The 13,177-nt window shown below is 70.9% G+C and carries 11 protein-coding genes; 2 read left to right on the top strand and 9 right to left on the bottom strand.

Going from position 1 to position 13,177, the window contains the following annotated elements; translation table 11 throughout:
* Window positions 1-91: 91 nt before the first annotated feature.
* From FHW12_RS21070 to FHW12_RS07110, 8 genes are all read right to left on the bottom strand, one after another.
* Entirely contained in the window at window positions 92-892 is an 801-nt protein-coding gene (locus FHW12_RS21070; RefSeq protein WP_220484365.1) for a glycine zipper 2TM domain-containing protein, read from the bottom strand.
* Window positions 893-1,140: 248 nt separating this feature from the next.
* Window positions 1,141-3,465, bottom strand: a complete 2,325-nt coding sequence (locus FHW12_RS07140; RefSeq protein WP_182530324.1) for a Tex family protein — start codon at window positions 3,463-3,465, stop codon at window positions 1,141-1,143.
* 99 nt (window positions 3,466-3,564) lie between these two features.
* Window positions 3,565-5,889 carry a TonB-dependent receptor gene (locus tag FHW12_RS07135; protein WP_182530323.1) on the bottom strand — a complete coding sequence of 775 codons (2,325 nt, stop codon included), beginning with the start codon at window positions 5,887-5,889 and terminating at the stop codon, window positions 3,565-3,567.
* A complete protein-coding gene (gene gfa / locus FHW12_RS07130; protein WP_310735208.1) occupies window positions 5,886-6,461 on the bottom strand; it encodes an S-(hydroxymethyl)glutathione synthase in 576 nt (191 codons plus the stop codon). The genes FHW12_RS07135 and gfa overlap by 4 nt, the downstream gene beginning before the upstream one ends.
* A 295-nt stretch (window positions 6,462-6,756) precedes the next feature.
* Window positions 6,757-7,869 carry an S-(hydroxymethyl)glutathione dehydrogenase/class III alcohol dehydrogenase gene (locus FHW12_RS07125; RefSeq protein ID WP_182530321.1) on the bottom strand — a complete coding sequence of 371 codons (1,113 nt, stop codon included), beginning with the start codon at window positions 7,867-7,869 and terminating at the stop codon, window positions 6,757-6,759.
* Between the two features lie 83 nt (window positions 7,870-7,952).
* Complete coding sequence (locus FHW12_RS07120) at window positions 7,953-8,912, bottom strand: beta-propeller fold lactonase family protein (RefSeq protein WP_182530320.1); 960 nt, start codon at window positions 8,910-8,912, stop codon at window positions 7,953-7,955.
* Window positions 8,913-8,968: 56 nt separating this feature from the next.
* Window positions 8,969-9,466 (bottom strand): c-type cytochrome, encoded by a 498-nt coding sequence (locus FHW12_RS21780; protein WP_182530319.1) that lies wholly within the window; start codon window positions 9,464-9,466, stop codon window positions 8,969-8,971.
* 3 nt (window positions 9,467-9,469) lie between these two features.
* Window positions 9,470-10,465: a pteridine-dependent deoxygenase gene (locus tag FHW12_RS07110; protein WP_220484364.1), complete on the bottom strand. Its 996-nt coding sequence runs from the start codon at window positions 10,463-10,465 to the stop codon at window positions 9,470-9,472.
* 89 nt (window positions 10,466-10,554) lie between these two features.
* Here FHW12_RS07110 and FHW12_RS07105 point away from each other — a divergent pair, with 89 nt between their 5' ends.
* The gene (locus FHW12_RS07105; RefSeq protein WP_182530317.1) at window positions 10,555-10,839 is read left to right on the top strand and encodes a phosphopantetheine-binding protein; all 285 of its coding nucleotides are present in this window, start codon (window positions 10,555-10,557) and stop codon (window positions 10,837-10,839) included.
* A 38-nt stretch (window positions 10,840-10,877) separates the two neighbouring features.
* Here the strand turns inward: FHW12_RS07105 and FHW12_RS07100 are convergent, their stop codons facing one another.
* Window positions 10,878-12,197 carry an NAD(P)/FAD-dependent oxidoreductase gene (locus FHW12_RS07100; protein ID WP_182530316.1) on the bottom strand — a complete coding sequence of 440 codons (1,320 nt, stop codon included), beginning with the start codon at window positions 12,195-12,197 and terminating at the stop codon, window positions 10,878-10,880.
* A 224-nt stretch (window positions 12,198-12,421) separates the two neighbouring features.
* Here FHW12_RS07100 and FHW12_RS07095 point away from each other — a divergent pair, with 224 nt between their 5' ends.
* Window positions 12,422-13,177 (top strand): xanthomonadin biosynthesis protein, encoded by a 756-nt coding sequence (locus FHW12_RS07095; RefSeq protein ID WP_182530315.1) that lies wholly within the window; start codon window positions 12,422-12,424, stop codon window positions 13,175-13,177.

Here is a 13,177-nt window from a genome sequence, read left to right as displayed (position 1 = left end):
TCCCGCGCAAGCGATGGATTCCCGCTTGCGCGGAAATGACGGCATCTGACGGGTCCGTCGCTCCCGCGAAAACGCGGGCGGCGCGCATCGGCTATTCGATGCCGCGCACCGGAAGTTCGACGCGCTCGCCCGGATCGTGGTCGAGGCGCACCTGGTGCGTCTGGCCGAGGTATTCGTAGACGACGTCGTAGGCGACGTCCGCGACCGGCTCCTTCACCGTGCGGCAGCGACGCTCGGTCGTCGTGTACGTGTCGCGATCCTGCTGGCCCTGCTGGATCTTCTTGCCCGCGTAGCCGCCGCCGACCGCGCCGGCGACCGTCGCAAGATCGCGCCCGCGCCCGCCGCCGACCTGGTGTCCGATCACGCCGCCGGCGACCGCGCCGATCACCGTGCCGGCGATCTGGTGGTCGTCCTTCGGGCGATGCTTGTGCACGATGCGTTCGTCGCGGCATTCCTCGCGTTCGCGCGTCGCCTTCTGCTTGACCGGCTGCACGCTGATCACGTTCGCGTAGCGCGCACCGGCGTCGCGCGAGGCGTCGTCGGGCGGTGCGGACGGCTCGGCGCGACCGGCGATCCGCGTACGCGGCGCGGGCGATTCGGCATCCATGTTCGCGCGCGCGGTCTCGGGCGGCGGCGCTTCGGCTTCCGGCGCGGCATCGCCACGCGCGTCCTGCGCGGCGGGAACGCTGCCGCGCGGCGCCGAAATCATCTCGCGCGCAGTGAGGCCCTGGCCGGATGCGGGCGCGGACGGTTGCTGCGCTGGTGCGGCTGCGGCGTCGGCGGGTGCGTTCGCATCCGCGTTCGCGGCGGGCGGCTTGTCGCCGCATCCGGCGAGCGCGCTGGCGAGCGCCGCGGCGAGCGTGATCTTGCTGAGCATCGTGTACGTGTTCATGGCGTCATCCGGACGGTAACTCCCCGCCGCAGTCTACGGCGCGGACCGGCGTGCTTAGCGAAGTCGCGGATTTCCGTTCGGCTTGCGCTCAGGTAACGCGTTCAGCGAAGGGAGTCACCGCGATCCGCTCTGCGCGATCGACGCTTGAAACACGGAGCACACGGAGAACGCAGGAAATCCGAGAGAGCTTTTCCTTCGTGTGCTCTGTGTGCTTCGTGTTTCAATCTCGGCTCTTCAGGCCCCCGGAATCAGTTCTTGCGCGCGCGCGCGAATGCGTCCGCGAACGCGCTGTTGGTCGGTGCGGGTGCGCTCGCGGGCTTGCGTGCCGCCGCGTCGCGACGCCCGTTGCGCTCGCCGGCGCGCTCGTCGCGCGGCGGGCGCGCGCCACCACGCGCTTCGCCGGGCACGTCGTCGAGGCGCATGCTCAGCGCGATGCGCTGGCGCTGCAGGTCGACTTCCATGACCTTCACCTTGACGATGTCGCCCGCCTTCACCGCTTCGCGCGGATCGCGCACGAACGTGTGCGACAGCGCCGACACGTGCACGAGGCCGTCCTGGTGCACGCCGATGTCGACGAACGCGCCGAACGCGGCGACGTTGGTGACGCGACCTTCGAGCACCATGCCGACGACGAGGTCCTTGAGGTCCTCGACGCCGTCGGCGAACGCGGGCGCGACGAAGCTCGGACGCGGATCGCGGCCGGGCTTCTCGAGTTCGCGGATGATGTCGCGCACGGTCGGCACGCCGAAGCGCTCGTCGACGTAGTCCTCCGCGCGCAGGCCGCGCAGGAACGCGCCGTCGCCGATCAGCTGCTTCACCTCGCGACCGCAATGCGCGAGGATGCGCTCGACCACCGGATATGCTTCCGGATGCACGCTGCCCGCGTCGAGCGGGTTGTCGCCGTGCGGGATGCGCAGGAAGCCGGCGGCCTGCTCGAACGCCTTGTCGCCGAGGCGCGGCACCTTCTTCAGCACCGCGCGCGTCGCGAACGCACCGTGCTCATCCCGGTACTTGACGATGTTTTCCGCGACGCTGCCGCTGAGGCCGGCGACGCGCGCGAGCAGCGGCGCCGACGCGGTGTTGACGTCGACGCCGACCGCGTTGACGCAGTCCTCGACCTTCGCGTCGAGCGCGCGCGCGAGCCGCGCCTGGTTGACGTCGTGCTGGTACTGGCCGACGCCGATCGCCTTCGGCTCGATCTTCACGAGCTCGGCGAGGGGATCCTGCAGGCGCCGCGCGATCGACACCGCGCCGCGCAGCGAGACGTCGAGCGCCGGGAACTCCTTCGCCGCGGTCTCGGACGCCGAATACACCGACGCGCCCGCTTCGCTGACGACGATCTTCGCGACCTTCGCGCGCTCGCCGAGCTTCTTGATGAGTTCGCCGGCGAGCTTGTCGGTTTCGCGCGAGGCGGTGCCGTTGCCGATCGCGATCAGTTCGACGCCGTGCCGGAGGCAGAGCGCGCCGAGTTCGGCGAGTGATTCGTTCCACTGCCTGCGCGGTTCGTGCGGATAGACCGTCGTCGTCGCGAGCAGCTTGCCGGTCGCGTCGACCACCGCGACCTTGACCCCGGTGCGGATGCCCGGATCGAGGCCCATGACCGCCTTCGGTCCCGCGGGCGCGGCGAGCATGAGGTCCTTGAGGTTGTCGCCGAACACGCGGATCGCCTCTTCCTCGGCCGCTTCGCGCGCGCGCGAGAACAGGTCGAGCGTGAGCGAGAGGTGCAGCTTCACGCGCCAGGCGAGGCGGCAGGTCTCGATCAGCCACGCGTCGGCGGCGCGTCCGCGCGCGGCGATGCCGGCATGCGCGGCGACGCGCGCCTCGGCTTCGGCGTGGCCCTGCTCCGCTTCCGCGGTCGGCACGAGTTCGAGCGCGAGCACGCCTTCGTTGCGCGCGCGCATGAGCGCGAGCAGGCGGTGCGACGGGATCTTCGCGATCGGTTCGGCGTGGTCGAAGTAGTCGCGGAACTTCGCGCCTTCGTTCTCCTTGCCCTCGACGACCTTCGCGCGGATTTGGCCCTTGCCCCAGGTCCATTCGCGCAAGCCGCCGACGAGCGTCGCGTCCTCGGCGAACGACTCCATGAGGATCTGCCGCGCGCCGTCGAGCGCGGCCTTGGCGTCGGGCACGCCCTTGTCGACGTCGATGAACGCGGCGGCGCGCGCCTCCGGCGCGACGGTCGGATCCTCGCGCAGGCCGAGCGCGAGCGGCTCGAGCCCGGCTTCGCGGGCGATCTGCGCCTTGGTGCGGCGCTTGGGCTTGTACGGCAGGTACAGGTCCTCGAGGCGCGCCTTGGTGTCGGCTTCGAGGATCTGCGCCTTGAGCGCGTCGTCGAGCTTGCCCTGTTCCTCGATGCTCGCGAGGATCGCCGCGCGGCGATCCTCGAGTTCGCGCAGGTAGCCGAGGCGTTCCTCGAGCAGGCGCAGCTGCGTGTCGTCGAGGCCGCCGGTGGCTTCCTTGCGGTAGCGCGCGATGAACGGCACGGTCGCGCCGCCGTCGAGGAGGTCCACCGCCGCCTTCACCTGCGCCGGTTGCGCGGCGATGTCGGCGGCGATGCGTTGTTCGATGCTCTGCATTGCGATGTCGATTCCGTGTCGAAACGAAAAGGCCGCCGCGGCGGCCTCGCGTTCGATTCTAGCAAGCGCGTCCGCGCGCGAGGACTCTTGCAATCGCGCTCACATTGAAAGCCGGAAACCGACCCACGCTCCACGCGGCGGTGCCGGGCCGAGGAAGCGCGGATCGTCGAAGCCGGGCAGGATCGCGCCGGCGTCGCCGAGCGTGCCGAACGTGGCGTAACGACGGTCGAACACGTTGTCGACGCGCGCGAACACGCTCGCGTGCGCGCTCACGCTCCAGCTCGCGCGCAGGTTCACGACCGCCCAGCCGCCGGTCCGCGGCAGCAGGTTCGCTTCGTCGCCGCGCAGGGTCTGGCCGTCGTTCGCGACGACGTCGCCGCCGACGGAAATCCCGCGCGTCAGCGCGACGTCGGCACCGATCTTCACGCTCCGGCGCGGCAGGCCGGGGATGCGGTCGCCGCGCTGCACGACGATCAGGCCGTCGGCGCCGGCGTCAGGATGGTTCGCGCTGTGCTCGGCGAAGCCGCTGCGATAGGTCGCGTCGAGCCAGGTCGCGTTCGCGTACCAGTCGAGGCGCTGATCGAACGAGCGGCCGGACAGGCCCGCCTGCAGGCCCTGCCGGCGCGTGTCGCCGACGTTCGCGAAGAAGCCTTCGTTCGACTGCGTGCCGCCGGTCGACTGGAACAGGATGTCGTCGGTATTGGTCGTGCGGAACAGGCCGACGCGCCAGTCGATGCGGTCGCCGCGCGCGTCTTCCGCGAGCGCACCGCGCAGGCCGGCTTCCCAGCCTTTCGCGACGACCTGCTTCAGCGGCGGATCGCTTAGGAACTGATTCGGCAGCTTGCACGGCGCGTCCTCGTCCGCGCAGGTGAGTTCGACCGGCGTCGGCGCGCGCGTCGATTCGCTGTAGCCCGCGTACGCGTTCAACGCGTCGTTCCAGCGCCAGGTGAAACCCGCGGCGGGATTCGCGCGCGAAAACGCGTGGCGACCGTCGAGGTCGGGGTTCTCGCCGGTGGGGTCGTAAATCGTCGTGCGCGTGCGGTTGCCGCGTGCGGACAGGGTCAGCGCGAGCCGCTCCGTCAGCGAGAGCGTGTCGGTCGCGTAGAGGCCGACGCTGCGCGTGCGGCTGCGCACCGCGAGCGCGTCGACCGGGATGAAGAGCCCCGAATCGGCCGAGGTGTGGCGCGCGGCGTCGAGCACGGCGGCTTCGACCGCGGAATCGAAGCGCAGGCGGCCGTCGTCGACGTCGAGGCCGACCACGAGCTGGTTGTCGCGCCCGGCGAGCGGCGCGTCGAACGCGAACTGCACGGTGCCGCCGTTGCTGCGCTGGCGACGCCGGCTGAGGTTGTTGATCGCGTCGAACGTCGACGGCAGCGGATCGCCGTGCTGGTCGCGCACGACCTCGCCGTCGTCGTCGCAGAGGATCGCGTCGTCGCCGGCGCACGCCTGGAAGTCGCTGCCGTCGCCGTTGTACGAACGGGTCGCCACGTCGCGGCGGAACAGCGTGAACGAAAGTTTCGCGTGCGCGGAGAGCGCGAGCGAGCCTTCCGCGCTCGCGAGGTCCATGCGGTTGGCGGTCTGGTCGGGCGCGGTGAAGACGCCTTGCCAGCGTTCTGCGAGCAGCTGCGCGGGGGCGGGCCCGTTGCCGATCAGCTCGGTGTCGCCGTGGCCGAGGTGCAGGTCGAGCGAAGCGTCGTCGTCGCGCCACGACAGCGTGCCGTAGAGGTTCTTCGCGTTCGATGGCGACGCATCGCGCCAGCCGTCCTCGTCGAAGCGGCGGCCCATGAGGTACCAGCCCCATGCGCCCGCGTTGCCGGCGGTCTCGAACGTCGCGTCGCTGCGTCCGAACGAGCCGCCCTGGAATTCGAAGCGCGTGCCCGGATCGCTGAAGCCGCTCTTCGTGCGGATCGAGATCGCACCGCCGAGCGTGTTGAGGCCGAAGATCGGGTTCGCGCCGGCGAGCAGGCTCATGCGCTCGATCGCGGCGTCGGGCACGAGGTCCCAGTTGACCGTGTCGCCGAACACTTCGTTGACGCGCACGCCGTCGAGATAGACCGACAGGCCTTGCGAGCCGCCGAGCAGCGGTGTCGCGGTGTAGCCGCGGAACTGCAGGTCCGGCTGCAGCGGGTTGTTCTGCGCGGCGTTGACGCTGACGCCGGCGAGGTGGCGATCGAGGTAGTCGCCGATGCTGGACACGTGCGCGCGCGCGAGCGCGACGTCGTCGGCCGACTGCACGTCGTACGGCAGTTTCGCCGCCGGCAGCTCGGTGCCCGTGACCGGGGTGACGCCGACGACGCGCACGAGATCGAGCGCGTCGACGTCCTCGTCGCCGCGCTGTTGCGCATGCGCGCTGCGCAGCACCGCGAGCACGGCGAGGACGAGCGCGGCGCCGCGCCGCCGCCGCCGCGCGGTCCGCGTGCTCAAGCCTTGAGCACGCCCGACGCCTTCGCGACGTGCGTCGCGATCGCGTCCATCAGCGGCGGCGACAGGCAGTCGTACGGTTCGAGGCCGAGCGCCTTCAGCTGCGCGCGCACCGCGCCCATGCCGGCCGGGTCGGCGCCGGATTCGATGATCGACGATACGAACGCGGCGAACGTCGGCGGCGACCAGCCGTTCTGCGGCGACAGTTCGGTGTGCACGAAGTCGAGGCCGTGGAACGGGTGCTTCGCGTTCTCGATGCGCCCGTACATATGCGTGCCGCAGGCGATGCAGGCGTGGCGCTGGATCGTCTTCGACGGATCGACCACGCGCAGCTTGTCCGCGTTCGCGGTCACTTCGACCTTGTCGCGCGGCACCACCGCGACCATCGAGAACAGCGCGCCCTCCGGCTTCCAGCACTGCGTGCAGCCGCAGACGTGGTTGTGCGCGGTCTGCGCCTTCAGGGTGACGGTGACCGGATTCGAAGCGCACTTGCAGGCGAGCGTGCCGCCCGCGAAGCCGGGCGCGGCGGGAGCGATCCCGCGGTCGACCGACGGATGGATTGCAACGGCCATGATTGCCTCCGGTTGAAGTCCAGTGTCGCCAATGTTGCGAAGCCGATCCCCTGGCGCGCCGATCGCCTTCCAGATCGCACATCGATCCATCGTGGTCAGGATGGCCGCGCTGGACTACTGCTGCCCAATCCCTGGCGAATCCGCCCCGTCCAGATCGCGGCGATCCCGGCTGGATCGCTTTTCGGTAGCAATGCCGAAATCCCGCCATTCCGCGGGAATCCATTCTGCTCTTGCTTCGACGCATCGGCGCAGGACGATTCGCGCCTTCGCGCGAATGATGCTGCATCCGACGGTTCTTCTAGTACCTGATCACGGAACGGATCACCTTGCCCTCGTGCATGAGATCGAACGCGTGGTTGATCTGCTCGAGCGGCAGTTCCGCCGAGACGAACTCGTCGATCTTCAGTTCGCCCGCGAGATAGCGGTCGACGTAGCCGGGCAGCTGCGAGCGGCCCTTGACGCCGCCGAACGCGGAGCCGCGCCAGACGCGGCCGGTGACGAGCTGGAACGGTCGCGTCGAGATCTCCTGGCCCGCGCCGGCGACGCCGATGATGATCGACTCGCCCCAGCCCTTGTGGCAGCACTCGAGCGCCGAGCGCATCACGTTGACATTGCCGATGCACTCGAACGAATAGTCGACGCCGCCGTCGGTGAGTTCGACGATCACCTGCTGGATCGGCGTGTCCTTGTAGTCCTTCGGATTGACGCAATCGGTCGCGCCGAGCTGCTTCGCCATCACGAACTTCTCGGGGTTCGTGTCGATCGCGATGATGCGCGCGGCCTTCGCCATCACCGCGCCCTGGATCACGGACATGCCGATGCCGCCGAGGCCGAACACCGCGACGCTCGAGCCCGGCGTGACCTTCGCGGTGTTGAGCACGGCGCCGATGCCGGTCGTGATGCCGCAGCCGAGCAAGCAGACCTTGTCGAGCGGCGCCGCGGGATCGATCTTCGCGAGCGCGATCTCCGGCAGCACCGTGTGCTCGGAGAACGTGCTGCAGCCCATGTAATGCAGGATCGGCTTGCCGTGGAGCGAGAAGCGCGAGCTGCCGTCGGGCATGAGGCCCTTGCCCTGCGTCGCGCGGATCGCCTGGCACAGGTTGGTCTTGCCGGACAGGCAGAACTTGCACTTCCCGCATTCGGGCGTGTAGAGCGGGATCACGTGGTCGCCCGGCTTCACGCTCGTGACGCCGGGGCCGACCTCCTCGACGATGCCGCCGCCCTCGTGGCCGAGGATGACCGGGAACAGGCCTTCGGGATCGGCGCCCGACAGCGTGAATGCGTCCGTGTGGCAGACGCCGGTCGCGACGATGCGCACGAGCACTTCGCCCGCGCGCGGGCCTTCGAGGTCGACCTGTTCGATCGATAGCGGCTTGCCCGCTTCCCAGGCGACGGCGGCACGGGTCTTCATCGATCACCTCGCAATGGTCGGCGCCGGGCGGCGCGGACCGACATTGTCGCGCCGCGCGTACGTGCGGCGAAAGGGGAGGCGCCTCAGGGCGCGATCACGACGCCCCACGGCAGTTCGCCGACCGCGATCTCCTTCGTCACCGCGAACGTTCGCGTGTCGATCACGCTGACCGAGTTCGAGCGGCCGTTGGCGACGTAGAGTTTGCGGCCGTCGCGCGTGATCGCCATGTTCCACGGGCGCTTGCCGACAGCGATCTCGCGGATCACGATATTGCTCGCGACGTCGATCACGGTCACGCTGCCGCTTCCGTTGGCGACGTAGATGCGCTTGCCGTCGGGCGCTGCGGTGACGCCCGCGGCGCGATCGGCGGTGGCGATCGTCGCGACCTTCGCGCGCGCGGCGAAGTCGACGAGGTCGACGCCGTTCGCCGATTCCTGCGCGACGTAGAGCGTCGACGAGCGCGGCAGGAACGCGGCGCCGCGCGGATGGCCCGCGGTCGCGATCGTGCCGGTCGACGCCCGCGCGGCGAGGTCGATCACGTCGAGGTCGTTGGAGCCTTCGTTGCTCGTGACGACGAACTTGCCGTCGGGTGAGAACTCGCAATGCTCGGGGTTGCGCCCGCGCACCTTGATGCGCGCGCCGATCGCCAGCGTCGTCGCGTCGACGAGCAGCACCTGGTGCTGGCCCTCCGCGCACACCGCGAGCGTCTTGCCGTCCGGCGACAACCGCACGCCTTCGGCGTCGGCGCCGATCGCGACCTTGCCGCGCACGCGATCGCCCGCGGGATTGAGTGCGACGAGCTGCTCGTTGCCGGCGTCGACGACGTACAACGTCGTGCCGCGCGCGTCGGCATCGATCGCCTGCACGCGGTCGCCGAGCGCGCCGCCTGCAGTGAGGGTGCGCACAACGGTGTCGCTCGCGGTGTCGATCACCGAGATCGAACCACTCTTCTGGTTCGGCACGTAGGCGAACGGCGCGGCACCGGCGACGCCCGTGGCGAACAGCAGCGCGGCGGCGAGCAGGCGCGGAAGGGGATTCGACATCGCGACTCCGGTACGACGGCAGGGGCGGACACGATACGCGCTCGCGCGCGCTGGCGTCACCGTGTCGCGGCGCCTGCGGCGGCGCGAGCGTTGCGCGAGCGGATCCACGCGAGCAGCTGCCACGCTTCCTGTTCGGTCACCGCGCCGCCGAGCGGCGGCATGTCGCCGGCGACCTTCTCGGCGTCGCCGCGCTGGTAGCCGCGTGCGCGCATCGCCGCGCTGCCTTCGCGGATGAGGTGGTAGAGCGTGGTGTCGTCGCTGCCGTAGACCCAGGCGTCGTTGACCAGCGGCGGACACATACCACCGCCGCCCTCGGCGCCGTGGCAGCCCGCGCAGGCCTTGCTCGCGAACAGCGCGCGGCCTGCGGCGATCGCTGCGGCGTCGCCTTCGAGCGGGTTGCGCAGGCGCGTGAGCCCGTGTTCGTTGCTGCCGCCCGCCTTCGCCGCGTCGCTGACCGCGGCGGAATCGCCGGACGGGCCGCTGCACGCGCCGAGCAGCGACGCGAGTGCGACCGGCAACACGCCATGGCACGCGCGGACGACGCGCAACTTCACGGCTCAGTCCACGAGCACGTGCACGCCATCGACCTCGACGAGCAGCTCGCGCCGGCAGATGTCGCCGCCGAGCAGGAGCAGGCCGCCGAGCGCGGGCAGGCGCGCGCGCAGCATCGCGGCGACGTGCGGCGCATCGGCGTCGTGGCGCACGTACGCCTTCATCACGCTGTGGCCGTCGAGGCCGGGCGGGCGCGCGCCGGCCTCGATCGCGAGGCTTTCGAGGTTGGCGATCGTCTCGTCGAGCTGGGCGTCGATGTCGCCCGCGTGTCGCGAGGCGTGGCCGACCACCGCCGCGGTGCCGGAGATCAGCAGTTCCGCGCTCGCGGTGCGCATGCCGCGCGCGAACGTCGGTGCGGTAGGGCCGTATTCGCGCGGATAGCGCCAGGCGCTGACCTGGCGCGGATTCTCCACCGGCGTGCCGGGGTGGCGCGCGGCGAGGCCGTACACCTGCAGGCGGCGCTCGCCGTCGTGGCGGCCGATCGCGGTCGCGGCCGGGTAGCGCGAAGGCACGTGCGCGTCCATGCCGCGCGCGCGGCCGGCGCAGAAGCGCCGATAGCGTTCGTCGTCGCCGTCGCCGAGGTTGATCGCGTCGAGGTAGTTCCACAGGCGCAGGATGTGCGGCGCGTCGCTCGCGGCGACGAACGGGCCGAGGCACGCGTACGCGTGTTCGGCCGCGCCGCCGACGCCGCCGTGCGCGGCCTCGTCGACCTCGATCGAGAAGAACAGGTGTTCGCCGTCGCTGCTCCAGGCGAGTTCGCCGGCGCGGCCATGGCGTACCGGCGCGACGCCGCGCCAGACCTCGAAGGGCGTCGCGGCGGGCGCGAGCGGTTCGAGGCCGACGCGCAGCACGCGCGGATCGTCCGAGGCGGGCGCCGCGCGACCGAAACCGATCACGGCGAGCACGTCGTCCGCGCCGAGCAGCGCGTCGAGCGCGGCGTGCTCGTAGCGGATCGCGAGCGGCGCCACGGGCGCTGCGGGCAGGCTCATCGGGGTGGACATCGGTGCCGCGCGTTCAGGGGTCGGAGAGGGTCGCGGATGATACACTGGCCCGATCGCCACTGCCTGCAATACCCGAGCCAGCGCCCGCCATGACCGACCTCGCCACCGCCAGCCAGACGCCCGCCGAACAGGAACTCGCCCGGCTCATCGTCGACAGCCTGAACATCGACTGGATCAAGGCGGAAGCGATCGATCCGGACGCGGCGCTGTTCGGCGGCGACCTCGGCCTCGATTCGATCGACGCGCTCGAACTCGCGCTCGCGGTGTCCAAGCGCTACGGCTTCCAGCTGCGCTCGGACAACCCGGACAACAAGAAGATATTCGGCAGCCTGCGCGCGCTCGCGGCGCACATCGAACAGCATCGCGCCGCGTAGCCGGGTCGGCACGGCCGCGTCGCGGTCCGAGGGCGCCCTTACGCCGGATCGACCGGCGTGTTGCCGCCCGTGAACGCGACCTTCGCCTGGCGCCGCCGTTCGGCGAGCTCGCCCAGCCAGCGTCGCAGGTTGGCGATGCCGACGGTCGCGTAGATGAGCTTGAACAGGTGCAGCCGGCGCATCACCGGCGGGCTGTCGAACACGTCGCCGGCGAGCATCGAGATCACGCCTTCCTCGACGCGCCAGGTGTTGCGCGGGCTCGCGAACAGGCGGCGCATGATCGGCGAGTTGAAGCGGTAGATGAACCACGAGAACACGCGCACGCCGCGGCGGATGCGCTTCTCGAAGTCCGCCTGCAGCGCGCGTTCGCGCGCCGGATCGTCGAGCGCGGCGCCGACCATCGCGGCCGCCTGCTTGCCGCTGTGCATCGCCAGGTAGACGCCGGAGGAGAACACCGGGTCGACGAACGCCCACGCGTCGCCGACCATGACCCAGCCCGGCCCATGCATGCGTTCGCAGGTGTAGGAGTAGTTGCCGGTCACGCGCACGTCGGACACCATCGTCGCGCCCTGCATGCGCCGCACCGCGTCGGGCATCATCGCGAGCGTCGCGAGCAGGAATTCCTCGTTGCGGCCGCGCCGCTGCTTGAGGTATTCGGGGCGGCACACGCAGCCGATGCTCATCACGCCTTCGCGCAGCGGGATGAACCAGCACCAGCCGTGCTCGAAGTTGTAGATGCTGATGTTGCCGGCGTCGTCGCCGGGGCGCGCCTCCACGCCGGTGAAATGGGCGAAGATCGCCGCGCTCTGGTGCGCGTCGTTCTTGCGCTTGAGCTTGAGCGCGTTGCCGAGCAGGGTGTCGCGCCCGCTCGCGTCGACGAGGTACTTCGCGCGCACGGTCAGCTCGTCGCCGGCGGCGTCCTTCGCGTGCGCGACGACCTGGCCGATGCCGTCGAGCTCGACCTTCTCGACCTTGACGTTCTCGCGTGCGTCGACGCCGCTCTCGCGCGCGTGCTCGAACAGCATGCGGTCGAATTCCTCGCGCTTGACCTGGAACGCGTGCGGCGGCGTGTTGCCGAGCGCGCGACGGAAATGGAAGGTCTGGTAGTGGCCTTCCTTGGAGGGGAAATCGGCGCCGAGCTTGAGCACGCCGAGGGCGCGCACCTTCTCCATCACGCCGAGCGCGTCGAAGATCGGCAGGTTCGACGGCAGCAGCGACTCGCCGATGTGGAAGCGCGGGTGGCGATCCTTCTCGAGCTGCACGACGTGCCGGCCCTGCTTGCGCAGCAAGGTGGCCGCGGTCGACCCACCCGGCCCGCCGCCGACCACCAGCACGTCGCATTCGATCGTGTTCGGCATCGCCTGCATTCCTCCGTCGAAGGTCCGAAGAGTCTATCCGGAACGGGCGAGGCAGCGGCGCATGCGCGGCGCGGCGCGTGAACGGTACGACGCGCGGCCTTCGCGCATGCGGGCGGTCCGCGCCGGACGGACCTCGCCGTGCGCTGCGGCGGCCACGAAGCGGCGCGGCCGCGTGGTACATTCCGGCCGCACTTCCTGCCTCGTCGCCGCGCGTGTCCGCTTCCGTGTCCCTGCCCGCTCCCGCCGCTTCGCCCGTCGCGCCGGTGCGCCGTTCGCGCCTGCTGCTCGTCGGCGTCGCGATCTATTTCGCGCTCGCGCTCGCCGCGTCGTACAGCGGGCGCGCGTGGCTCGCCGCTCTCGCGGTGTTCGTGCTCGCGAGCGCGCTGCTGTCGCCGGCGCTGCGCCGGCGCAGCGTCGTCGCCGGGTTCGCCTGGCTCGCGATCGCGGTGCTGCTCGGCTTGCTCGCGGGGCACGGCGAGGGCCGCCTCGCGCTCGATGCCCTGCCGGTCCTCGTGAATGCGGCGCTGGGCGCGCTGTTCGCGAGCACGCTGCGGCACGGACGCGAACCGCTGATCGCGCGCTTCATCGCGATCCTCGAAAGCCGCGAGCGGCTCGCCTCGCCGCGCGTCGCCGCCTACGCGCGCCAGCTCACCTGGGCGTGGGCGCTGCTGCTCGGCGCGCAGGCCTGCGTGCTCGGCGCGATCCTCTGCCTCGCGCCGGACGGCGTGCTCGCCGCGTTCGGTGCGGCGCCACCGGCCGCGTTCGCCGCGCCGGGCTGGCGCCTCTACCTGCACGTCGGCGGCTATGCGCTCGTGCCGGTCGTGTTCGTGCTCGAATACGCTTACCGTCGCGTGCACCTGCGCGACGAGCCGCACGCGTCGCTGCCGCTGTTCGTCGCGCGCGTCGTGCAGCGCTGGCCGGCATTGCTCGAGAGCCTCGCTGCCGATGCCGGCGGCGCATCCGCGCGGAGTACGCGATGA

The organism is Dokdonella fugitiva (genome assembly GCF_014138265.1).
Classification (GTDB): Bacteria; Pseudomonadota; Gammaproteobacteria; order Xanthomonadales; family Rhodanobacteraceae; genus Dokdonella_A; species Dokdonella_A fugitiva_A.
This window is presented reverse-complemented; position numbering and strand designations above follow the sequence as displayed.